Source organism: Dactylosporangium darangshiense (genome assembly GCF_039537565.1).
GTDB lineage: Bacteria > Actinomycetota > Actinomycetes > Mycobacteriales > Micromonosporaceae > Dactylosporangium > Dactylosporangium darangshiense.
The window spans coordinates 21,690-43,014 of the sequence record NZ_BAABAT010000057.1; the positions used below are offsets into that span (position 1 = coordinate 21,690).

The 21,325-nt window shown below is 70.6% G+C and carries 22 protein-coding genes; 8 read left to right on the forward strand and 14 right to left on the reverse strand.

Going from position 1 to position 21,325, the window contains the following annotated elements; translation table 11 throughout:
- Window positions 1–18 precede the first annotated feature (18 nt).
- Entirely contained in the window at window positions 19–1,524 is a 1,506-nt protein-coding gene (locus ABD901_RS51055; protein WP_345141046.1) for an alkaline phosphatase PhoX, read from the reverse strand.
- 115 nt (window positions 1,525–1,639) lie between these two features.
- Here ABD901_RS51055 and ABD901_RS51060 point away from each other — a divergent pair, with 115 nt between their 5' ends.
- Window positions 1,640–2,011, forward strand: coding sequence for a hypothetical protein (locus ABD901_RS51060; protein ID WP_345141049.1), 372 nt, complete (start codon window positions 1,640–1,642; stop codon window positions 2,009–2,011).
- 27 nt (window positions 2,012–2,038) lie between these two features.
- Here ABD901_RS51060 and ABD901_RS51065 read toward each other — a convergent pair whose 3' ends face one another.
- Window positions 2,039–2,866, reverse strand: a complete 828-nt coding sequence (locus tag ABD901_RS51065; protein ID WP_345141051.1) for a helix-turn-helix domain-containing protein — start codon at window positions 2,864–2,866, stop codon at window positions 2,039–2,041.
- 143 nt (window positions 2,867–3,009) lie between these two features.
- Between ABD901_RS51065 and ABD901_RS51070 the strand changes: the two genes are divergently transcribed.
- Complete coding sequence (locus tag ABD901_RS51070; RefSeq protein ID WP_345141053.1) at window positions 3,010–4,758, forward strand: golvesin C-terminal-like domain-containing protein; 1,749 nt, start codon at window positions 3,010–3,012, stop codon at window positions 4,756–4,758.
- Window positions 4,759–4,817: 59 nt separating this feature from the next.
- Here the strand turns inward: ABD901_RS51070 and gnd are convergent, their stop codons facing one another.
- The 3 genes from gnd to ABD901_RS51085 form a co-directional block, all read right to left on the reverse strand.
- Window positions 4,818–5,846 carry a phosphogluconate dehydrogenase (NAD(+)-dependent, decarboxylating) gene (gene gnd / locus ABD901_RS51075; RefSeq protein ID WP_345141056.1) on the reverse strand — a complete coding sequence of 343 codons (1,029 nt, stop codon included), beginning with the start codon at window positions 5,844–5,846 and terminating at the stop codon, window positions 4,818–4,820.
- Between the two features lie 46 nt (window positions 5,847–5,892).
- A complete protein-coding gene (gene zwf / locus ABD901_RS51080) occupies window positions 5,893–7,293 on the reverse strand; it encodes a glucose-6-phosphate dehydrogenase (RefSeq protein ID WP_345141059.1) in 1,401 nt (466 codons plus the stop codon).
- Between the two features lie 80 nt (window positions 7,294–7,373).
- Complete coding sequence (locus tag ABD901_RS51085; protein ID WP_345141062.1) at window positions 7,374–8,798, reverse strand: dihydrolipoyl dehydrogenase family protein; 1,425 nt, start codon at window positions 8,796–8,798, stop codon at window positions 7,374–7,376.
- 139 nt (window positions 8,799–8,937) lie between these two features.
- Here ABD901_RS51085 and ABD901_RS51090 point away from each other — a divergent pair, with 139 nt between their 5' ends.
- Window positions 8,938–9,444 carry a DUF421 domain-containing protein gene (locus ABD901_RS51090; RefSeq protein ID WP_345141064.1) on the forward strand — a complete coding sequence of 169 codons (507 nt, stop codon included), beginning with the start codon at window positions 8,938–8,940 and terminating at the stop codon, window positions 9,442–9,444.
- 10 nt (window positions 9,445–9,454) lie between these two features.
- The gene (locus ABD901_RS51095) at window positions 9,455–9,874 is read left to right on the forward strand and encodes a DUF1622 domain-containing protein (protein WP_345141067.1); all 420 of its coding nucleotides are present in this window, start codon (window positions 9,455–9,457) and stop codon (window positions 9,872–9,874) included.
- A 64-nt stretch (window positions 9,875–9,938) separates the two neighbouring features.
- Here ABD901_RS51095 and ABD901_RS51100 read toward each other — a convergent pair whose 3' ends face one another.
- From ABD901_RS51100 to ABD901_RS51115, 4 genes are all read right to left on the reverse strand, one after another.
- On the reverse strand, window positions 9,939–10,172 hold the full coding sequence (locus tag ABD901_RS51100; RefSeq protein WP_345141070.1) for a hypothetical protein: 234 nt from the start codon (window positions 10,170–10,172) through the stop codon (window positions 9,939–9,941).
- 149 nt (window positions 10,173–10,321) lie between these two features.
- Entirely contained in the window at window positions 10,322–11,125 is an 804-nt protein-coding gene (locus ABD901_RS51105; protein ID WP_345141073.1) for a M23 family metallopeptidase, read from the reverse strand.
- Window positions 11,126–11,398: 273 nt separating this feature from the next.
- Window positions 11,399–12,601: an MFS transporter gene (locus ABD901_RS51110; protein ID WP_345141076.1), complete on the reverse strand. Its 1,203-nt coding sequence runs from the start codon at window positions 12,599–12,601 to the stop codon at window positions 11,399–11,401.
- Window positions 12,598–13,281, reverse strand: coding sequence for a FadR/GntR family transcriptional regulator (locus ABD901_RS51115; protein ID WP_345141079.1), 684 nt, complete (start codon window positions 13,279–13,281; stop codon window positions 12,598–12,600). Before ABD901_RS51115 ends, ABD901_RS51110 begins: the two co-directional genes overlap by 4 nt.
- Window positions 13,282–13,342: 61 nt before the next feature.
- Between ABD901_RS51115 and ABD901_RS51120 the strand changes: the two genes are divergently transcribed.
- From ABD901_RS51120 to ABD901_RS51130, 3 genes are all read left to right on the forward strand, one after another.
- On the forward strand, window positions 13,343–13,600 hold the full coding sequence (locus ABD901_RS51120) for a hypothetical protein (protein ID WP_345141082.1): 258 nt from the start codon (window positions 13,343–13,345) through the stop codon (window positions 13,598–13,600).
- Between the two features lie 454 nt (window positions 13,601–14,054).
- Window positions 14,055–15,179 (forward strand): NHL repeat-containing protein, encoded by a 1,125-nt coding sequence (locus tag ABD901_RS51125; RefSeq protein WP_345141085.1) that lies wholly within the window; start codon window positions 14,055–14,057, stop codon window positions 15,177–15,179.
- A 222-nt stretch (window positions 15,180–15,401) separates the two neighbouring features.
- Window positions 15,402–16,580: a HEAT repeat domain-containing protein gene (locus ABD901_RS51130; protein ID WP_345141088.1), complete on the forward strand. Its 1,179-nt coding sequence runs from the start codon at window positions 15,402–15,404 to the stop codon at window positions 16,578–16,580.
- Window positions 16,581–16,717: 137 nt separating this feature from the next.
- Here ABD901_RS51130 and ABD901_RS51135 read toward each other — a convergent pair whose 3' ends face one another.
- The 4 genes from ABD901_RS51135 to ABD901_RS51150 form a co-directional block, all read right to left on the reverse strand.
- Window positions 16,718–17,338: a dihydrofolate reductase family protein gene (locus tag ABD901_RS51135; RefSeq protein ID WP_345141091.1), complete on the reverse strand. Its 621-nt coding sequence runs from the start codon at window positions 17,336–17,338 to the stop codon at window positions 16,718–16,720.
- Complete coding sequence (locus ABD901_RS51140; protein WP_345141094.1) at window positions 17,338–17,844, reverse strand: SRPBCC family protein; 507 nt, start codon at window positions 17,842–17,844, stop codon at window positions 17,338–17,340. Before ABD901_RS51140 ends, ABD901_RS51135 begins: the two co-directional genes overlap by 1 nt.
- 3 nt (window positions 17,845–17,847) lie before the next feature.
- Window positions 17,848–18,189 carry an ArsR/SmtB family transcription factor gene (locus tag ABD901_RS51145; protein ID WP_345141096.1) on the reverse strand — a complete coding sequence of 114 codons (342 nt, stop codon included), beginning with the start codon at window positions 18,187–18,189 and terminating at the stop codon, window positions 17,848–17,850.
- Between the two features lie 161 nt (window positions 18,190–18,350).
- Complete coding sequence (locus ABD901_RS51150; protein WP_345141099.1) at window positions 18,351–19,229, reverse strand: LysR family transcriptional regulator; 879 nt, start codon at window positions 19,227–19,229, stop codon at window positions 18,351–18,353.
- A 98-nt stretch (window positions 19,230–19,327) separates the two neighbouring features.
- On the opposite strand from ABD901_RS51150, the gene ABD901_RS51155 reads away from it, so the two are divergent.
- Complete coding sequence (locus ABD901_RS51155) at window positions 19,328–20,701, forward strand: MFS transporter (RefSeq protein WP_345141102.1); 1,374 nt, start codon at window positions 19,328–19,330, stop codon at window positions 20,699–20,701.
- A gap of 3 nt (window positions 20,702–20,704) precedes the next feature.
- On the opposite strand, the gene ABD901_RS51160 is transcribed toward ABD901_RS51155, so the two are convergent.
- A complete protein-coding gene (locus ABD901_RS51160; protein ID WP_345141105.1) occupies window positions 20,705–21,244 on the reverse strand; it encodes a hypothetical protein in 540 nt (179 codons plus the stop codon).
- Window positions 21,245–21,325: the final 81 nt, after the last annotated feature.

Consider the following 21,325-nt stretch of genomic DNA (forward strand, 5'->3'; position numbering starts at 1 on the left):
GCCCTTTCAACACGTTGTCTAGCCGAGGTACTTCGACCAGGGGCCGGTGATCGCGAGCATGATGCCCGGCGCCTGGATGTTCACGAACAGGACCTTGCCGTCGGGCGAGAAGGTCGGGCCGGTGAACTCCGAGTACACCGGCGCGGCGCCCGCCGCGGCGATGTTGACCTGGTTGCGGGCGATCGCGTAGGTCGGGCCGCCGGGGATCGAGCTGAGCACGTGCGACGCCTTGACGCCGTCCTCGGCCAGCACGAGCGTGCCCCACGGGGTGACGGTCACGTTGTCCGGGCCGTCGAAGACCATGTCGGTGTACTTCGGGGCGGCGCCGGCCTCGGACTCCGACGCCGGGTTGTGCGGGAAGTACGTGACCAGCGTGATGGTCTCGTCCGAGTAGTCGTAGAACCACACCATGCCGTCGTGCTTGGTGGCGTCGGCCGGCAGGTCGTTGGCGCCGAAGGCGAAGCTGTTGACGACGTAGCAGCCCTTGCCGTTGCTCCAGACGCCTTCGAACTTCTTGCCCCGGGTGACGGTGCCGTCGGCGAACTGGGTGCGGATCGTCTTGGTGGTGGCCTCGCGGTCCGGGACCTCGATCCAGGTCACCTTGAACGGGCGGCCCAGCTGCGCCGAGGTGATGTAGGCGACGTCCGGCACGATGCTGCCGTCGTCGAGGCGGATCTGCATCGCCTCGAGCTTGCCGTCGGTGTCCGACAGGGTGCTGGCCAGGCCGGGGCCGAGCTTCTTGCCCTTGGGGGCCGTCCAGCGGTAGAACAGGCCGTTCGGGCCGCTGGAGTCCTCCGAGAGGTACGCGAACTTGCCGTTGGGCTCGACGGCCATGGCCTCGTGCTCGAACCGGCCGAACGCCTTGATCGGCTTGGGCAGCTGGCGGCCCGACTCGGAGGTGAACACCTCGAAGACGTAGCCGTGGTTCTTCTCGTAGGTGCCGGTCTGGCCCGCGGCGCTCCAGGTCGTGCCCGCGTTGATGAAGGTCTCCTCGCAGGTCAGCCAGGTGCCCCACGGGGTCACGCCGCCGGCGCAGTTGCGCACGGTGCCGGAGATGCCGACCCACTCGGCGGTGCGGTTGCCGTTGCCGTCGGTGGTGACGACGGTGCAGCCGCTGGCGTTGACCGCGCCCGGGTCGTAGACCGTGCCGGCGATGTGCGGCACGCCGAAGACCGACATGTGCGGGGTCAGCTCGTGGTTCTGGATGATCGTCAGGCCGCGGTGGTTGGAGGAGACGACGCCGGTGCCGTCGTGGAAGCCCGGGGTCTTGCCCTGGCCGAACGACATGTCGGTCTCACCCTCACGGGTCACGATCTTGTAGGAGAAGCCCGACGGCAGCGCGAGGATGCCCTTCGGGTCGTCCACCAGCGGCGGGAACGGACGGCCGTTGCCCGGGCGGTCCGACGGCCCGTGGTCGTCGTGCGCCGCGGCCGGCTCGGCCAGGCTCGGCAGGACACCGGCGACGGTCAGGCCCACGCCCGCCGCGGCGCCGCCCTTGAAGATCTGACGACGGGAAACACTCACGCTCGCACGCTCCTGATATGTCGGCTTGCTTGCTTCGCAAAACGATCCAGCACGCAGCCTCTGAGGCGTCGATGGGCAAGCGGCAACGTCAACGTGAACAGAACACGTTCAGCAGGTGACGACGCGGCGCAACCGGGCGTTCCGCCGGGTTTCGCGCCCTCGTCAGCCCTGGGTTGAGCCATTCGTCACGAGCCGGCACCGGGCCGGCGGGGGCGGTCGCGGTGGCGGGCCTGCCCGGCCACCAGAACCGTTCGCGCAGCAGCAGCGCCAGGGCCGGCACGACGACGGTGCGGACCAGCGCGATGGCCGACTGCGCACGGCCGCTGCGGAAGTGCTCGGCAAGCTCGGTGACCCGCGTGGACTGCTCATGGACGACGGCGCGCAGGACTTCACCGAGCAGGACACCGCCGGGGCAGCCGCCCTGGTGCGCCGCATGACCGACGCCGTCGTCACCGCGCGAACAACGGCGGGCCGGACCTCAGACTGATCGACCAAGTGTTGCGCCGAGGCGGCGTCAGGCGCAGGGGGTCCGTACCGGTGACGTGGTGCCGGCCGGCGTGGTCACCGTGGCCTCCACCCAGACGCAGCCGGTGGCCGTCGACAGCATGTCGCCGTAGCTGCCCGGGGGCGTGTTGTTCGACCATTCCGAGTGGACCTCGGCGCCGTCGGCCGGGCGGTGCGCCGCGATCCGCACCGTGTACAGGTCCGGGTTGGCGTAGTAGGCCGAGCCCCAGCTGGTGCCGCACTTGGCGGAGTGGCGCAGCCGCAGCGTGCCGAAGTCGCCGCCGCCGGGCAGCAGCAGCGGGGTCTCGACGACGGTCGTCGAGTCGGCGGCGCAGCCGCGGGCGCGCGGGTCGTCGCCGTCCATGTTCTCCGGCGTGACGCGCTCAGCGTTGTCGGTCACATGCTGGTTGGACCAGACCCAGCCCGGCTCGCTCGGATGGGCGACGGTCGGGCTCGCCGCCGCGGCAACGGCGAGGACGAGGACGGCGCCGGCGAGCAGATACCGCCGCGGCAGCCGCCGCCGCACGACCGGCGGGACGGCGGCGGGGCTCTCGGGCTCCTCGACGGCCGGCCGGGCCGCCGCCTCGAACTCCAGGTCCGCCCGGTGGGCGAGGTCGCGGCGGCGGTACTCCTCCAGGCGCCCCGGCGGCAGGCCGAGCACCCGCTCGTAGGCGGCGACCACGTCCTCGGCCGGGATGCGCCGGCCCAGCTCGAAGTCCGAGACCGCACTGTGCGCGCTGAGCCTCAGGCGCGCGGCCATCTGCCGCTGGCTGAGCCCCTCGGCCCGCCGGAGCCGGCGTAGCTCGGGGCCGATCCCGATGAAGTCACCGCTGTCCATGCGTCCTCCCTGCGGGAGGATAGCCGTTCCGTGTTTGTTCGCGGTTTGGTCGGCGCCCTTGCCGGCCGTCGGGGCGGCCCGGTTCGCTGCTGCCAGAGCCGGCCGATCGACCGGGCGGACCCAGCCACCGAGGAGACACGAACGTGCAACGTACTCGCGCGCGGGCGGCGATCGCGCTGCTCGCCTCCCTACTCGCCGCCGGTCTCGCGATGCCGCTGGCCGAGACGCCGGCCGCGGCCGCGCCGGCCAGCGACACCTGCGACACCGGCTCGGTACCGTCCTTCCTCACCGGCGCCTGGTGCGACCTCAAGCAGGCCGAGCGGGACATCTGCGCCGAGGACTTCGGAAATTGCCTCGTGGTCGTCGACGCCAAGTACTTCGCCGACCATCAGATGACCTTCGTCATCGACGACCACGGCGTGCTCGACGGCCGCCAGGATTCGACGCAGCACTGCCTGTGGCAGCTGATGATCACGCAGAACTCCGACGCCGACTACGCGCGGCGGGTCGGCTACGCGCACGAGACCATCCCGAACGAGGATCCGGCGCTGTACCGCACGCACGCGATGGACCTGCACAACAACGAGGTCGCCCGGAGCCTGTCCGGGCGTGCGTCGCAGCTGGAGCTCGCCGGCGTCGCCGCCGGCCAGTCGGTCGACCAGGCCCGCACCGCATCCGTGGTCCAGGCGTGCACCGAGATGGTGGCGCGGGCCGTGCGGGTCGAGACGTTCGGGTCGGCGTATCAGGACCTCGGCGTGAACGTGCTCAACATCCGCAATGCCGACCCGTACCACGGCGACTTCGCACACCAGCTGGTGTACCTGGCCGCTCTCGACACTCGCGCACCGTACACCGCCGAGTGGGCGTACCCGATCGTCGACAACCCCGGTGGCAGCGGGGCCCCGCTGCGCTCGAAGTTCGACTCCCTCGGCGGCGTCACCGGCCTGCTGCGAGCGCCGACCGGGGCGGCGCGCGGGCTCGCCGGTGGCGGCTGGGGCCAGCCGTTCTCCGGGCAGGACTGCGGCCAGGGATCGGCCCTCATCTGGTCGAGCGCGACCAACGTGCACGAGATGCACGGCTGCATCTACCGCGACTACCTGACCAAGGCGGGCTTCGGCGGCTTCGCCGGCCAGTTCGGCTACCCCAGCTCCGACGAGCAGATCCCGCCCGGCGGCGCCGGCGCGGTGAACTACACGGCGGGCTCGCCGTGCAGCAGCGGCCAGGCGCTGCCGCACTCGGCGCTGTACTTCCGCAACGGCGTCACCTGGGGCGTCAAGGGCTGCCTGTTCGTCAAGTACCGCTCGCTCGGCGAGACCTCGTCGGCGCTGGGGTTCCCGACGTCGCTGGAGTACAGCACGAGCGAGGGCATCCGGCAGGACTACCAGAACGGCTACATGATCTGGGCCAACGGCGTGGCGTCGGTCTACACGGCGTCATCGGGCGGCTGCGTCAACTACGGCGCGCTCATCACCGGGCCGGGCGCGTGCAGCGGCTTCTCGACGACCGGCACCTGGTTCTCCGGCGGCGGGGTCGGCCTGAACGGCCGGGAGGTCTGGACGTACGCCAACGGCAGCGTCAAGGACTCCAGCGCCAGGTATCAGTTCACCGGCCTGGACACCACCCGGGCCTACCAGGTGCAGGCCTACGTTCCCAACGCGCACTCCAACTCGCCGAACGCGCACTACGTCATCAGCTCGCCCGGCGGCGGCACCGCCAACGGCTACGTCAACCAGCAGGACTACACCAACGCCTGGGCGACGGTCGGCGGCGTGTGCACCAGCGACGGCACCGCCACCGTGACCCTGTGGGACGACGGCGGGGCGGCCTACCCGCTGCAGGTCGGGGCCGACGCGGTCCGCCTGGTACGCACCGGCACGCTGTGCTCTGGCTGACACCGCACTGACCTTCCGCCGGATGGGATACGAGCCTCATCCGGCGGAAGGTGCTCGCGTCAGGTCCGCTGTTCCGCGTGGCCGCCGAACTCGCTGCGCATCGCGGAGAGCACCTTGTCGGTGAACTGGCCGTGCCCGCGCGACTCGAAGCGCTCGAGGAGCGCCGTGGTGATCACCGGGGCGGGCACGCTCTCGTCGATGGCGGCCTGGACGGTCCAGCGGCCCTCGCCCGAGTCCGACACCCGCCCGCTGAAGTCGTCCAGCTGCGGGGAGCGGGCCAGCGCGTCGGCGGTGAGGTCCAGCAGCCACGACCCGACGACCGAGCCGCGCCGCCACACCTCTGCGACCTCGGCGACGTCGAAGTCGTAGCTGTACGCCTCCGGGTCGCGCAGCGGCGCGGTCTCGGCGTCGACGAGCCGCCCGCTCTTGCCCGCATTGGCATGCTTGATGATCGACAGGCCCTCGCCGATGGCGGCCATCATCCCGTACTCAACGCCGTTGTGGACCATCTTCACGAAGTGGCCGGCGCCGCTCGGACCGCAGTGCAGGTACCCCTCCGGAGCGCTTCCGTCGCGGGTGCGGCTCGGCGTCGGCTCCGCGCGGCCGCGACCGGGTGCGATGCTCTTGAAGATCGGGTCGAGCCGGGTAACCGCCTCCTTCTCGCCGCCGATCATCAGGCAGTAGCCGCGCTCCAGGCCCCACACCCCGCCGGACGTACCGCAGTCCACGTAGCGGATCCCGTGCGTGGCGAGCTGCTTCGCGCGGGCGATGTCGTCCCGGTAGTACGAGTTTCCACCGTCGATCACCACGTCGTCCTCGTCGAGCAGCTCGACGAGCTGCTCGAGCGTGGACTGCACCGCCGCGGCCGGCACCATCAGCCAGATCGCCCGCGGCCGGTCGAGCCTCGCCACGAGGTCCGCCATCGACGCGGCGCCGACCATGCCCTCGCCGGCGAGGGCCCGCACCGTGGCCTCCGTGCGGGCGTACCCGACACATCGGTGGCCGTCCCGCATCAGGCGGCGGACCAGGTTTGCCCCCATCCGGCCCAGCCCGACCATCCCGATCTGCATCGGCGTCTGCGTTGCCATCGTGGTTCCTCCTTCAGCGACCGGTTTGTCGGCCGTCGGCACGTCGTTATGGATTGCTCGGCAGGAACCAGCGGTGCGGCGCGATGAGCCGGTGGATGGAGTCCGGGCCCCACGACCCGGGGTCGTACGGCTCCACCGGTGGCGGGCTGTCCAGCAGCGGGGCGGACACCTCCCAGAGCCGCTCGATGCCGTCGGCCCGGGTGAACAGCGACTGGTCGCCCAGCATCGCGTCGAGGATGAGTCGTTCGTAGCCGGCCAGCGCGTACTGCGTGCAGAAGGAGTCCGTGTACCGGAACGTCATCTTCGCCTCGCCGAGGCGACGGGTGGCGCCGGGCTCCTTGGCCAGGAAATGGGCCTCGATCCAGCCGGGATCGTCGAACTCGATCACCAGCCGGTTGCTGTGCATCTCGTCGGTCACGGCCGGCTCCAGCGCGAACATCCGCATGGCCGGACGTTTGAGCCCGAGGGTGACGACCTGCCGCTTCTGCCCGAGCGACTTGCCGGAGCGCAGGTAGAACGGCACCCCCGACCAGCGCCAGTTGTCGACCTCGACGCGTGCGGCGATGAACGTCTCGGTCTGCGAGCCGGGGTCGACGCCGGGCTCGTCGCGGTAGCCGCGGTACTGCCCGCGCACCACCTGGGCGGGGTCCAGCGGCGGCATCGCCTCGAAGACCTTGCTCGTCTCGTCGCGCAGCTGTTTGGCGGCCAGCGAGGTGGGCGGCTCCATCGCCACGAACCCCAGCACCTGGAACAGGTGCGTGACGATCATGTCGCGGAACGTCCCGGTCTGCTCGAAGAACCCGGCGCGCCCCTCGATCGCGATCGCCTCCGGCACGTCGATCTGGACGTGGCTGATGTGGTCGCGGTTCCAGATCGGCTCGAACAGCCCGTTGGCGAACCGCAGGGCGAGAATGTTGTCGACCGACTCCTTGCCGAGGAAGTGGTCGATCCGGAACACCTGGGACTCGTCGAAGGTGGCGTGCACGGTCTTGTCGAGCGTACGGGCCGACGCCAGATCGGTGCCGAACGGCTTCTCGATGATGACGCGGGCGTTGTCCGCCAGACCGGTCTGCCCCAGCATGTCGATCGTGGACGTGAAACCCTGCGGCGGTACGGCCAGGTGGAACAGCTTCCGTGCGTGCCCGCCGATCGCCTTCTCGGCCTCCGCCACCGCGTCGAGCAGCGGCTCGGGATCCGCAGGCGACGCGGCGCCGTAGGACAGCGAGCCGGCGAACTCGTCCCACGCCTCGCCGGCCGGCTCCCCCTGCCCGAACTGCGTCACGGCGTCCTTCGCGTGCTGGCGGAACTGGTCGTCGGTGCGCGCCGAGCGGGCCGAGCCGACGATGCGATATCTGGACGGCAGCAGCCCCGCCTGCGCCAGGCGCCAGAGCCCGGGCAGCAGCTCGCGCTTGGCGAGATCCCCGGTGGCGCCGAACAGCACGATCACGTGATCCTCGTGGGGCGCGCCATGCCCATGCCGAACAGTCATAATTCGCACGTACCCCGATCGTCAGGTCGAAACCCGCGTCACAGGCCGCACTGCTCGAGCAGGCGCAGCCAGACCTCGCTGACGGTCGGGAACGGCGGCACGGCGTGCCACAGCTGGTCGAGGGGGACCTCCGCGTTCACCGCGATGGTGGCCGAGTGCAGCATGTCGGCCATGTCCGAGGCGACGAAGGTGGCCCCGAGCAGGACCCGGCGGTCCTCGTCGACGACCAGCTTCGCCCAGCCGCCGTAGCCGACCCCGCGGACCAAGGCGCCGGCGACCTCGCCGATGTCGTACTCCGCGGTGCGCACGGTGAACCCGTCGGCGCGGGCCCGGGCCTCGGTGCGCCCGACCGTGCTGACCTGCGGCTCGGTGAAGACGACCTGCGGTGCGCCCCGGTCGTCGGCGGTGTCGCGCAGCCCCGGCGCGTCCTCGGGCCCGCCCCGGGCGCGGGCGGCGATCACGTCGCCGCACACCCGGCCCTGGTACTTGCCCATGTGCGTGAGCAGGTTGCGGCCGTTCACGTCGCCGACGGCGTACAGCCAGCCGTCGGGCACCGCGGTGGCCCGCATGCTCGCGTCGACCGTGATCGGGCCGTCCGCGCGCAGGCCGATCGTGTCCAGGCCGATGTCGTCGATCGCCGGCCGCCGGCCGGTGCCGACGAGGATCTCGTCGGCGTCGATCCGCGCGCCGTCATCGGTGTGCACTGTCACCGGCCCGTCCGGAGCCGTGCGTTCCACCCGGACGGCCGAGCGCCCGAAGCGCACGTCGATGCCGGTCTCCCGGAACGAGCGCGCAACCAGTTCGCCGGCGAACGGCTCGGCGTGGGTGAGCAGCCGCTCGCCGCGCACGAGCATGGTCGTCTCCTCCGCGCCGAGGGAGTGCAACGCCTGGGCCATCTCGCAGGCCACCGGTCCGGCGCCGAGCACGACCAGCCGCTTGGGCACCTGCTGGACGCTCGTCGCCTCCCGGTTGGTCCACGGGCCGGCCTGCCGCAGCCCCGGCACGTCGGGAACCGCCGGGATGCTGCCGGTGGCGAGCACGACGGCGTGCCGGGCCCGCAGCACCCGCCGGTCACCCCCGTCCGTGCTGACCTCGGCCCGCAGCGGCCCGGCCAGCCGTCCGCGACCCCGCACGAACGTCGCCGGGAGCTTCTCGATCAGGTTCACCTCGTGGCCGTCGTCGCGGTGCGACACCGTATCGTCGCGGCGCGCCAGCACCGCGGCGGTGTCGATCGGCCCGCGCAGCTGCAGCCCCGGCATCCGATCCACCTCGGCCGCCAGCTCCATCGGCCACAGCAGCGCCTTGCTGGGGATACACGCGTAGTACTCACACTCCCCGCCGGCCAGCCGATCCTCCACGACGACCGCGGTCAGGCCGCCCCGCACAGCGCGCGCGGCGACGGTCAGCCCGACCGGCCCCGCGCCGATCACGATCACGTCGAAGACATCGTTGCTATCCGCCATGACACACCCCTCTGGGGACGTTGGAGACAACCCGTGTGCCTTCCCGCACCGGCGGGCCGGAACCCAGATCGGCTCACCTCCCCGGGACCTTCACCCGTTCGCGCCGGTCGGCGCGGCCGGATCGGGTAGCCCGCTGGCCGTGTGGAAGGTGTTCGGATCCCCGCACGACGTGTGGTGGGTCGTGGTCAGGACCCTGCTGCTGTACGCCACCGCCGTGGCCTGCTTCCGGGTCGGTCAACGCCGGACTCTCGCCGAGATGTCGGCGTTCGACTTCGTCGCGGCCGTCGCCGCCGGCGCCATCGTCGGGCGGGTGCCCAGCGCGCACGACGCCGGCTACCTGGCCGGCGCGGCGACGCTGATCACGATCCTCGTCGCACACCAGCTGACCAGCCGGCTGCGCTTCCGGCCGCTGTTCGCCCGGCTGATCGACCACCCGCCGCGGCTGCTGGTCGCCGACGGCCAGGTGCTCGAGGCCGAGCTGCAGCACTGCGGCCTGACCCGCCAGGACCTGTACGGCATGCTGCGCGAGCACGGCGTCGCCGAGCTGGCCGCAGTGCGCTACGCGGTGTTCGAGCCGCGCGGCGCGTTGTCGATCGTGCGGCGCACCGACAACACGGACCCCGACCTCCTGCGCGATCTGTCCTGAGCTGGCCGCGGTGCGCTACACGGACGTGATGGAGCTCGTGGCGCGAGGCTTCGAGGCGATCGGCGTAGGGGTGCTGATCCTGGGCCTGGTGTGGTCCGCGACCGTCGCCGCCCGGATGTGGCGGGCCGCCGGCGGCAAGCGCGGCTTCCAGGCACTGCGCGAAACGTTCGGCAGCGTCCTGCTGCTGGGCCTGGAGATCCTGGTCGCGGCCGACCTGATCCGCACCGTGGCGGTCTCGCCGACCCTGCAGAACGTGACCGTGCTGGGCCTGATTGTGCTCATCCGGACCTTCCTGAGCGTCTCGCTGCAGGTCGAGATCGAGGGCACACCACCGTGGCGGCGGGCACTGACCAGCGGCCCCTCCTCGATCGCCCGGGCCTCCCGCGCCAACCAGCCCCCGGGCGCCGCCGGCGCCGAGGAACCTGACTGAACCGACACCGGGCCTTGGAATGCTGTCGACATTTCCAAGGCCCGGCCTCAGCGCGCTCGTCAGGCTACGAGGCGGCTGCGTCCGCCGTCAGGTCGGTGGTCTCGCCGGTGTTGGCGTCGTACGACGTCTCGTAGACGCCGTCCCCGTCGGCGTCCACCGCGGTGAAGTCGTCCTCGCCGTCGCCGTCCAGGGCGCCGACCAGCACGTTGCTGCCGTCGTCGAGGGTGTAGACGCGGGCCGGGTCCACGTCGCCGTCACCGTCGAGATCCTTGTCCAAGCTGACGTACTCGTCGCTCATCTGGGGTGATCCTCCCATCGCAGGTGCGGTGAAGCGTAGCGACCGCGATCAGTGCCGGCCCGCTGGGCCGGCGGGTGCTTGCTTGCCCGCCCAGCGCATGCCTGGGCGCCGCGCTCCGGAGGCGCGGCGCCCAGCGTCAGAGGGTCAGGTCAGCAACTCGGGATGGAGACCCCGTTGTCGGTCAGGGCCTCGTCGTTGCCCCAGTTGTTCAGGTAGTACGCGGAGACGTACTGGTTCTGCCACGGCGACCCGGTGTCCAGGTCGGTCTTGAGCCACCAGTGGTTGTACGAGGTGCTGTTGCCGACATTGCGGCCCCAGTACTTGCAGTAGACGTAATTCGTACCGGCGTTGAGCGTGCCGGTCTGGGTGGTGCTGGTCGCCGAGGCGTAGCCGGGCGCGTTGGCGAAGGTGGTCACGTTGTACGGTCCTCCGCTCGGCGGAGGGTTGGTCGGCGGAGGGTTGCCGCCGGCGAGGTTGACCCCACGGGCCGACATGAACGTCATCGGGTCGGTCGTGTTGTTCTCGTCGGTCGTCGTCCCGACATGCGTCTGGAAGTGCAGGTGCGGTGTCCCCGAATCGCCCGTCGAGCCCACGTGGCCGATCACCTGCCCCGTGCTGACGCTCTGACCGACGGACACCAGCGGCGGCGAGATCATGTGGCAGTAGAGGGTGCCCTCGTTGGTGGAGTGGCGAATCCCGACATACCAGCCGCACCCGTCGTCCCAGTAGGCCTGCTCCACTACACCGCCCGAGGCCGCGCGGATGTCCGTGCCTGGTGGTGCAATGATGTCGACGCCGTTGTGGCCGGGCCGCGGCCCCGTGTATCCACCGTTGGTGGTGTAGTTCTCCAACGGCCTCACCCAGCCCGCCGCTTGAGCCGGGCCGGCCAACGTGACCTCGACCGCTGCCACGGACGTGGTCATCAGGACCGCCGCGACCGCGAGTCGTCTCACCTTCCCCGCCCAACGGGGCCGTGATGACGTGCTTGCTTCCATGAGTTCCCCGATTGTTCGCCTGAGTGCCTGCCTACGTCCCTCCACTGTGGATGCCGCAGGACCGGCCCGGCACCGGGGTCTCCTATCCGTCGGGGAGGGTAGACAGTCCCACGTCTGTGGGCGACACAAAGTGTGTTGAGGGGCGCTTCGCCGCAGTACCTGGAACCTTCCAGGCGCTGTGGATCGGCCGTTGCGGTTGTCGACTGAGACACCCATCCGGCCGGGCCGGGATCAGCCGACCACCCGCGCCCGGCCTGACAGGAACGCGAAGCCGCCCATCGTCGCGATCAGAACGCACAGGACCGACAGCGGCAGGGTCCACGCCCCGCTGACGTCGCGCAGCGCGCCGATGAGAACCGGCCCGCAGGCCGCGAGCAGATAGCCGATCGACTGCGCCATTCCGGACAGTGCGGCGGCCTGTCGATGGTCGACGGCGCGCAGGCTGAACAGCGACAAGCACAGCACGAGGGACATACCCGCCCCGAAGCCGGCACAGACCAGCCACAACACCGAGGCGTCGGGCGCCCACAGCAGGCCTCCGACTCCTGACAGGATGAGCACGGCGCACAGCAGGCCGACGAGCCGCTGATCGGGCAGGCGTCGCATGACCTGCGGTGCAGCCAGGTTGGCCACGACCGCGGAGATCAGGTAGACGAACAGGTGCCAGCCGGCCGACGCCGCGGCCACACCGTGGTCCCGTTCGATGGTGGGCAGCCACGCGATCATCACGTAGAAGACCAGCGACTGCAGGCCCATGAACAGAGTGACCTGCCAGCCGAGGGCGCTGCGCCATGGTGAACGGTGGGTGGGCGCCTCGGCGCTGTCGCCGCCGCCCCGGCTGGGCAGGCTCGTGCGCAACTGTGGAAGCCAGAAGGCCGCGGCGATGACGGTCAACCCGATCCAGCAGCCCAGTGCGATCCGCCAGCCGGCTGGGGACTCGCCCGCGATCGGCACCGCCACGCCGGAGGCGACGGCGGCGACGATGCTCTGCGTCGCCGAATAGCTGCCGGACAGCTGCGCCACCCGGTCCGGGAAGTCGCGCTTGACGAGGCTCGGCAGCAGCACGTTGAAGAACGCGATCGCAGCACCGATGGCGACGGTGCCGGCCCAGATCGCGCCGATGACCGGCAGTGACCGCAGCACGATGCCGGCGGCGAGCACGGCGAGTCCGAGCCCGACGGTGCGCTCGAGCCCGAGCCTTCTCGCGACCAGCGGCGCGATCGGCGAGAAACCCGCGAAGGCGAGTAGCGGCAGGGCTGTCAGCACGCCCGCCGCGGTGGCCGTCAGGCCGAGGTCGGCACGGACGTCGTCGAGCACCGGGCCGACCGAGGTCAGCGCCGCACGCAGGTTCGTGGCGATCAGGAGGATGCCCACCACCAGCAGGCCGGCGCGCTGACGGGACGGGGCGTCGGCGTGCGGCACCGATGTGATCATGCGGCGCTCCCGTGCAGAATGTCGCGGCCCTCGTCGACCAGTGCGACGCTGCACGCCTCGGCGGCGGCGGGGTCGCCGGCGGCGATCGCATCGACCAGCCGGTGGTGCAGCTCGTGGACGGCGCGGTCCTCGTGCAGTGCGGCTGTCTTGTCGATGGTCTGTGTGATGACCGGGCTGAGGTACTGATAGAGCTCGGCGAGCAGTGGATTGCCGCCGGCGATGACGACCGCGCGGTGGAACGCGAAGTCGGCTTCGACGAAGCCGGGCAGGTCGTCCGCGTCTCGGGCCGCGTCACGGTGCTCGAGGAGCTCGCGCAGATGGGCGACGTCCTCGGCGGTGGCGTGCAGCGCGGCCCGGCGGGAGCCGCGGTGCTCGAGCAGGGCACGGACCTCGAACGCATCGTCCGGGTCGGCCTCGGCACGACGGCCGAGCGAGACCCGCAGCTCGCTGTCGGCCCGCACGTAGGTGCCGTCGCCCGGTCGCGCTTCGAGGAGCCCGAGGTGTACGAGCGCGCTGAGGGCCTCCCGAACGGTGTTGCGGCTGACCCCGAGCTCTTCGGTGAGCCGGTGTTCGGCCGGGATACGGGAGCCGATCGGCCAGTCACCGGCCACGATCAGCCCTTTGAGCTGATCGGCGACCTGCGTGGCGAGCGGCGCGGCCCGGCGTGGACTCGACAGCATGCAGACCTCCAAATGTTGGGCATTTGGATGGTAGGGCATTTTCCCTCGGTCGGCATGGCCTGTGATCATCCGCAGCTACCGGTGGCAGGCCCTGAGCCTGCTCAGAAATGTCGTGGAGCCGACGACGACTCGCCTGCGCGCCGCGGCCGGGCTCCGCGAAGGCCTCACCGTCGAGGACGTCGCGATGTTCCTCCGCATGACGAAGGCGACCGACACCCCCGAGCAGCGACGCAAGGCGCTGGACGTCATCCTCGCCGGAATGCTCGACCGGCCGTCGACAGGTCGTGCGCGTGGTGTGATCGGTTCCGCGCGAGCGTGAGCAGGCCGTGGCGCCGCTCTCGGGCGGCCTCGACCAGCTAGCCCAGCCCGAGGTTCGTCGCCTCCATCAGCGCGATGGTCATCACTTGGCGCCCTGTGCCACGGACGCCTCGTCCAGGGTCCCGGCGTTGGGCGCGTGCCATCCGTGGTGCCGCGATTGTCTCCGCCCGTCTTCTCGCCCGCCTGGGCCGCGAGGCGGCCAAAAACGTACATTTGATATATCCCGTATATTCCCCAACCAATCCACTGATTTCGCATCCACGCCCAGGATTGCGCGTTTTCGTCGAAGGAATCCGGGCAGCACACGGCACCGCGACCCATGAACCTCAGCTGCTGCATGTCCCAGCGGAGGCGGGCGCATTCCTGGTTGAGCCGACGACCGGAGAGCCGTGCAATCGCGGACTCCGGGCGCCCGAGCCGCATGATCCACGAGCGTAGGAAGGCAAACACAAGTCGTGAGGTTCACAGCAAAGGCCGGCATTTGCGCGGCAGCGACCGCGCTGGCGGTCGGAGCGTTCGCCCCGAGCGCGGGCGCCCATTCGACGGGCGATTGGCATTTCGGGGCACCTTTCATCAATCAGTTCAACAAGGTCGACGTCGTCGCGTCGACGGTGCCGGACAACGGGGACGTCAACCCGTATGGCGTCGCGGTGGTCCCACGCAGCAAGGACAAGCTGCACAAGGGCGACGTTCTCGTCAGCAACTTCAACAACGCCGGCAACCAGCAAGGCAGGGGCACGACGATCGTGCAGATCAGCCCCGCGGGCAACGTCAGCCTGTTCGCCCAGATCGACGCCGGCAGCCTGCCGGGCGCGTGCCCGGGCGGCGTCGGGCTGACCACCGCACTCGTGGCCCTGCGTACCGGCTGGGTGATCGTGGGCAGCCTGCCCACGGCAGACGGTACTTCCGCGACGGCCCAGGCGGGCTGCCTGATCGTCCTCGACAGCACGGGCACCGTCCGCGAGACGTTCTCGGGGGACGGCATCAACGGCCCGTGGGACATGACCGCCGACGACTGGGGAGGGTCGGTCAACCTGTTCGTCACGAACGTGCTCAACGGGATCGTCGGCGGCCAGCCCGCCACCACCAACCAGGGAACCGTGCTGCGCCTCGAGCTGAAGATCGAGGGCGACAAGCCGCCGGTCCTGCGCAAGACCACCACCATCGGCTCGGGCTTCACTGAGCAGACCGACCCGGATGCGTTGATCATCGGCCCGACCGGGGTCGGCCTGGGCAAGGACGGCACGCTGTACGTCGCCGACACCGTCGCGAATCGCATCGCCGCCATCCCGTTCGCGGGCGTGCGCTGGACGAGCGCGGGCACCGGCCGTACCGTCACCGAGGGCGATCACCTGAACGGCCCGCTCGGCCTGGCGATCGCGCCCAACGGCAACGTGCTCACCGTCAACGGCGGCGACGGGAACATCGTCGAGACCAACCCGTTCCTGCGGAAGCAGGTCGCGTTCCGCACCCTCGACGACCTCGGCGCGGGCGCCCTGTTCGGCCTCGCCGTCGCCCCGGACAACCAGGGCGTCTACTTCGTGGACGACACCAACAACGAACTGAGAATTCTCCACTGAGAAGCGGTCGACGTCCGGGTGAGGCAGCCGACCGCTGTCTCACCGGACTTCACTGCGCCCACGCGGCCCGGCGACAGCTTTGATGACGCGGTCGTGGCCGGGCGCAGCCGCGTGCGGCCGAGGTCCCGGGCTTGCGGCCCCAGTCGGCGCCTTGGTGTCCCTGGCTATCCTGCGCAAGCAGGGGCAGCAGCATCGCCATCCGGCTGCGGGACGGGACGAACGATGCGGTGGAAACACGACGAATGGCCTCAGCGCTGGAACGCCGAGCGCCTGATCGTCGGCGTCGAGGAAGCCGTGCGCTCGTGGGACCAGGACCCAGCGCGGGCAGCCGGAAGGCTCAGCGGCCTGCTGCGCGTGGCCACCCCGCGTGCCGTCGTCGTCCTGGAGGGCGTGTACCGCGGCCGTCGCCGCTCGCTCGCTGCGATGCTCGGAGCCGACGTCGGCGCGTTGACCAAGGACTACGGCGCGAATGCCGGCGCGGTCGCGGCGCTGCTGAGCTTCGATCGGTCCGGATACCTGCGTGAGGCCGGTGTCCGGTGGCTGGCCACCAGCGACGAGCCGTTCGCCCTGCCGTTCCTGCTGCTGCGCCTCAACGACCCGGTCGACCCCGTCCGCGAACAGGCCACCGCCGCGGTGCAGGCCCGGCTCGCGGTTGGCCACGCCACCCTGCTTGTGCAGTTCCTCCCGCTGATCGAGGGCCTCGGCGCGCGCCGCCGCGCCGGCCCGATCGTGCGCACCATCGGCGAGTTGCTCATCGACGGTGACCCGGCCGGCCGAGCCGCCCTGTGGGCGGGCGCCCGCGGCGATGACACCGCGGTCGCCGCGAGCTGCCTGCGCATGCTTGCCACCGTCGAGCCGGCCGCCTCCGTCGAGCAGGCCGTCGCCACCGGCGGCCCGGCGCTGCGGTATTGGGCCACCGGGGTGGCCACCGCACGCAGCCTTGACCCGGCCGTCCAACGCCGGCTGCTGCCGCTGCTCGAATCCGACCCCAACCCCCGTATCCGGTGGAAGGCGCTGCGGGCCCGCACCCACCACCCCGACAGCGAACCGCACCTGCGCCGCGCCCTGCTCGACCCCGACGCACGGGTGCGCTACCTGGCCCGCGCCAGCCTGCGCGCCCTCGGCCACACCGGCTCCGCCGCCCTCTACCGCACGACACTTACCAACGCCGATGCCACCCGAGACACCATCATCGGTGCACTCGCCGGCCTGGCCGACATGGGCACCCGCGACGATGCCACCCGGCTCGTCGCCTTCCTCGACCATCCGAACGCGCGAATCCGCGGCGAGGCATGGCGCGCCCTCGCCACCCTCGACCCGGAGAACTTCACCGCACGTGCCGGCCAACTTCGCGCCGACCCCAGCGGTAAGGTCCGCCGCCACCTTCTCACCGAACGGTGAGACCGCAACGCCGGGCGTCAATGCCTACCAGAGCGGTTCGCCGTCGCCTCAAGCCAATACAACAGCTCCCAACAGGCGACAGAAGCAAGCGTCTGCGCCGTGGATTTGCGGGTCGCAAGGCTGGAGCGGTGGCCCGGCTACCGTGGGTGCACGGCGTAGGTCAGGTGCGTCACCCTCGGGGAGGGCTCCGCGCGGACTAGCTCCAGGGCCACGCGGGCCGCGTCCACGCCCTCGAACAGGCGGATTCCGGAGCCGAACAGCACGGGCGACAGCGCGATCGAGAACTCGTCGATCAGGCCGGCGTTCACGTACTCCAGGATCGTCTCGGCGCCGCCGGCGATGCGGACGTCGCGGTCGCCGGCGGCCTCGCGGGCCTGGTCGAGCGCGGGCTCGATGCCGTCGTTGACGAAGTGGAACGTGGTCCCGCCCGGCCGCTCCCAGGGGTCACGCTTGGTGTGCGTCACGACGAAGACCGGGGTGTGGAACGGCGCCTCCTCCGGCCACGCCAGCTCGCCGGCGTCGAACATGCGCTTGCCCATGACGCTCGCTCCGGTGCGTTCGTACGTCGCGCGAGCGATGTCGTTGTCGCGCCCTTCCTCGCCGCCCTCGCCGAGCTTCAGGTTCTCCCGGAAGAACCGCAGCGGGAAGATCCACTGCTGCAGTTCCATCCACTGCTGCCCCATCAAGTCCTCGAGGGACTCGGGCGCGATGAAACCGTCCAGCGACATCGACACGCTGAAGAACACCTTCCCGGCCATCAGCCCTCCGCTCCCTTCCGAACGATCTCGGTGACGTAGGCCGCCAGGTTGCTCAGGGTCTGCCGGCCGCCCTCGATCACGTGGTACTTCTCGATCGCCTCGTCGCGCAGCTCCTTTGTGGGGAACACCGTGCGCATCTCGATCCGGGTCGCCGCGCCGTCCGGCTCGAACGTCAGGACGGACTCGAAGGCGTTCGGGTCGTCGCGGGACTCACCGTGCAGCAGCGCGATCCGCTCCGGCGGGGCGATCTCGGTCCAGGAGATCCACTCAGAGTAGTCGGTCCCGTCCGGCCCGTGCATCACGAAGTCCCAGACTCCTCCCTCGCGGAACTCGAACGACTGCGTGGTCGTGGTGAACCCCTCCGGACCCCACCACCGCGACAGGTGCCGCACCTCGGTGAACGCCTCGAACACCAGCTCCCGCGGGGCGTCGATGACCCGGGAGATCACGATCTCCCGGTCGGCCGTCGCCGTCTCCGCCCGCGTTTCTTGCCTTGCCCCTGCCATCGGTCATTCCTCCTGCCGTGCCTGCTTGAGGTCCTGCACGTAGGTGTCCAGCCGGTCGAAACTCTCGTTCCAGAACCGCTCGAACCCGCCGAGCCACTCGTGGACCGGCCGCAGCCCGCGGGCGTCCAGGCCGTAAAGGCGCTGCTTGCCCGCCCCGCGGACCCGCACCAGCCCCACCTCCCGGAGCACCCGCAGGTGCTTGGACGCTCCCGGCAGGCTCATCCCCAGCTCCTGGGCCAGGTCGGTCACCGGCCACTCACCGGCCCGCAGCAGCGCCAGGATGTCCCGGCGCTGCGGCTCGGCGATCGCGTTGAACGCGTCCGACGTCGTCGCTGCTCGTGCCACGGCAGCCACCATATTTTCCGATATGGGAAAACGTCAAGCCGAGATGAGCGAGGTCGCGGACCCGAACCCGGCCGGGTTGCCGTGGCCCAGCGCTGCCGGCCGACCGGTTCCATCGATCACCGGCCTTCTCTCGCTCAACCTGCGCAGCCAGCAGTCGCCCGTTACGTGACCGATGCGCTCAGTGACCGCGATCCGCTGGCCAGTATGGCCGCGATCAGCGCCTTGGTGGCGGGGCGTTCCTCAGCCCGCGGGTTGGCCAGGAGCACTAGGTCGATATGTCCGAGTTCGGGGAGGCGATGCGTGGGACCCAGGGTGGTGAGCTGGGCGGGCACCAGGCTGGCGGCCATGACGGATATGCCGATGCCGGCCGCAACCCCCGCGATCAGCCCGTTCACCCCGCGGCAGACACACGCGCTGCGGTACGGGATCTGCGCCCGGTTCAGCGCCTTGCGCATCTCGGAGCGTGACAGGCTGGGAGCGGCGTAGACGACCAGCGGCACGGGCTTCGTCAGGTCGATCTTCGTGGCGGGGGTGCCGACCCAGACGAGCCTGTCGCGTCTGACGAGCCGGCCACGCTCGTCGCCGGGCGTCCGCTTGCCGACGAGCACGTCGAGCTTGTCGTTGGCCATCCACTCGTGCAACACCCTGCTCTGCTCGACGGTGAGGTAGAAGTCGACCATCGGATAGTCGCGGCGGAACTCTCGGAGAATCTGCGGCAATCGAGTGAGTGCGAGGTCGTCGGACATCCCGATCCGGAGCCGGCCGCGCGGCTGCGAGCCGCTGAAGTACGCCGCGGCCTGCTCGTGCGCGGCCAGAATCGTGCGCGCGAAGCCAATCATGGCCTCGCCGTCCGGCGTGAGGGACAGCGAGTGCGTCGTGCGGTGCACGAGCGTCCGACCGACCTGTTGCTCCAGCCGGCGGATGTGCTGGCTCACCGTCGGCTGACGGATCCGCAGCCGAGCCGCGGCCTGCGTGAAGCTGCCGGTCTGCTCCACCGCCAGCAGGGTGGCGAGCAGTTCGGGGTCGTACGGCACGGTCATAACGAAACCCTATAACTGTGAGACGGGTTATCGGCCTTCAGTATGCGCTGCCTTTCCGGGAAGGATGAATCGGCAAATAGCGCGCGAGAGGATTTCTTGTGAGCACGGCTTCAGCCGTCCGAAGTTCGACCTCGACTACCGCCGACAACCCGTTCGCCGCACTGAGGTACCGCGGATACCGCACCTACCTGATCGGACAGAGCCTCGCCAGCACCGGCACCTGGATGGGCAGCATCGCGCAGGACTGGCTGGCGCTGCAGCTCACGGACAGCCCGACGGCCGTCGGCATCACCATGGCTCTGCAGTTCCTACCCATTCTTTTCCTGGGCGTCCACGGTGGCCAGCTCGCCGACCGCTACCCCAAACGCCGGATCCTGCTGATCACACAGACGCTGAACGCCTGCCTGACCGGCGCGCTCGCCGTCCTCACCATCCTCGGCGTGATCCGCATCCAGTACGTGTTCCTGATTGCCCTGCTGACCGGGCTCGTCTTCGCCGTCGACGCCCCGACCCGCCAGGTGTTCGCGACCGAGGTCGTACCGGTGAGCCATCTGCGCCAAGCGGTCTCGCTCAACGCGATGGCCTTCCAGGCCACCCGGCTCATCGGCCCAGCAGTCGCCAGCGTGCTCATCGGCACCGCCGGCACCGGATGGGCCTTCGCATGCAACGCCCTGTGCTACCTCGGCCCCACGATGGCGCTGCTCCGCTTGCGTCCGGGTGACCTGACGCCCGCGCCGCCGGCGAGCCGCGAACCCCGAGCGTTCCGAACGGCCGGAAGGTACGTGCGACAACGCCCGCAGGTGTTCTGGACGGTCTTTCTTGTCGGCGTCATCGGCACGTTCGGCCTGAACTTCCCGATCGTGCTGACGGCCATTGCGACCCGGACGTTCCACGGGACCGCCGGCATGTACGGACTGTTCAACGTCGTGCTGGCCGTCGGCTCCGCGATGGGCGCGCTCGCCGCCGGATCGGGAACGTCCACCCGGCTGCGGCCCATCGTCCTGTACGGAGGGCTGTTCGGGGCGCTGCAGGCACTCGCCGCCGTCGCGCCGAACCTGCCGGCGTTCCTGCCGCTGCTGGCCGTGATGGGGTTCGTGAACCTGGCGTTCCAGGCGCTGGCGAACTCGGCGGTCCAGCTGTGGGTCGACCCGGAGATGCGCGGCCGCGTGATGGGCCTCTACATGCTGGTGTTCGCCGGCGGGACCCCGCTCGGCGCCCCCATCATCGGGGCACTCACCAACCACGTCGGCGCACGCTTCGGGATGGCCGTCTGCGGCCTCGTCCCGGCCGCCGCCGCGGGAGCGATCGTGCTGATCCAGGTCTGGTCCCGTCGCCGGTCGAGGCGGCTGTCACCGCCATCGGCGACCCCGCCGGCGCCGGCCGGGCCGCACCTGACGCCCTGGCAGCCGTGCGGGGAGGACCGGCCGCGGCGGTCCGCCCTCCTGACCATCGACAAGGTTGAGCCCGGATAGGACTCAGCGGACCGCCGCGACCTCCGCCGGCGGCAGCGGGCGCAGGAACGCGGGCCGGAACGCGCCGGTGCGGCGGTGGATGTACAACAGGTGCGGATACGGCAGCCCGAGTTCGCCGACCCAGTGCGAGTCGGGGTCCGCGAGCGACACGGTGAGCGGAACGCCGCGCATCGCGTGCCTGTGCAGGTCCCCGACGAGCAGGTCCTGCGCCATCTGCTCGGCCTTCGCGCGGTTCACCGGCCCGGGCCGGTCGTGGTAGCCGAGGGCCCGCTCGGCGTAGGCCGCCCACTCGCCAGCCAGGGCGCGTCCGCGCCCGCGCGCGGCGGCGGCCCGGACCGCGTCGAGCTCCATGCCGCCGGAGAGCAGCCGGCGAGTGTAGTCCTCGAGGACCATCGCGCAGTCGTGCTGCTTGGGGCAGGCCGGGTCGGCAGCAGTGTCGACGAGGAACGGCAGGAACGACACGTCGTGCAGCATGAGGTCGAAGTCCTGGTCGGGCAGCTGCGCTGCAGGGTCGTACGCCCACCGGTCGAAGTCGAACCTCATCGGAGAAGGATAGGCCCGGACGCGCCGGCCGCGTCCGGCGGAACGCCCGGGAGGCGCGGCGGGAAGCACTGGCCAGCTGCT

Bases quoted from the DNA above. Each gene is read 5' to 3' on its own strand.
- ABD901_RS51115 (WP_345141079.1), bottom strand. From the start codon at position 13,281: ATGCTGTCGAGTCCACGCCGGGCCGCGCCGCTCGCCACGCAGGTCGCC.
- ABD901_RS51135 (WP_345141091.1), bottom strand. From the start codon at position 17,338: ATGGCCGGGAAGGTGTTCTTCAGCGTGTCGATGTCGCTGGACGGTTTC.
- ABD901_RS51130 (WP_345141088.1), top strand. From the start codon at position 15,402: ATGCGGTGGAAACACGACGAATGGCCTCAGCGCTGGAACGCCGAGCGC.
- ABD901_RS51160 (WP_345141105.1), bottom strand. From the start codon at position 21,244: ATGAGGTTCGACTTCGACCGGTGGGCGTACGACCCTGCAGCGCAGCTG.
- ABD901_RS51100 (WP_345141070.1), bottom strand. From the start codon at position 10,172: ATGAGCGACGAGTACGTCAGCTTGGACAAGGATCTCGACGGTGACGGC.
- ABD901_RS51150 (WP_345141099.1), bottom strand. From the start codon at position 19,229: ATGACCGTGCCGTACGACCCCGAACTGCTCGCCACCCTGCTGGCGGTG.
- gnd (WP_345141056.1), bottom strand. From the start codon at position 5,846: ATGGCAACGCAGACGCCGATGCAGATCGGGATGGTCGGGCTGGGCCGG.
- ABD901_RS51065 (WP_345141051.1), bottom strand. From the start codon at position 2,866: ATGGACAGCGGTGACTTCATCGGGATCGGCCCCGAGCTACGCCGGCTC.
- ABD901_RS51085 (WP_345141062.1), bottom strand. From the start codon at position 8,798: ATGGCGGATAGCAACGATGTCTTCGACGTGATCGTGATCGGCGCGGGG.
- ABD901_RS51110 (WP_345141076.1), bottom strand. From the start codon at position 12,601: ATGATCACATCGGTGCCGCACGCCGACGCCCCGTCCCGTCAGCGCGCC.
- ABD901_RS51140 (WP_345141094.1), bottom strand. From the start codon at position 17,844: ATGGCAGGGGCAAGGCAAGAAACGCGGGCGGAGACGGCGACGGCCGAC.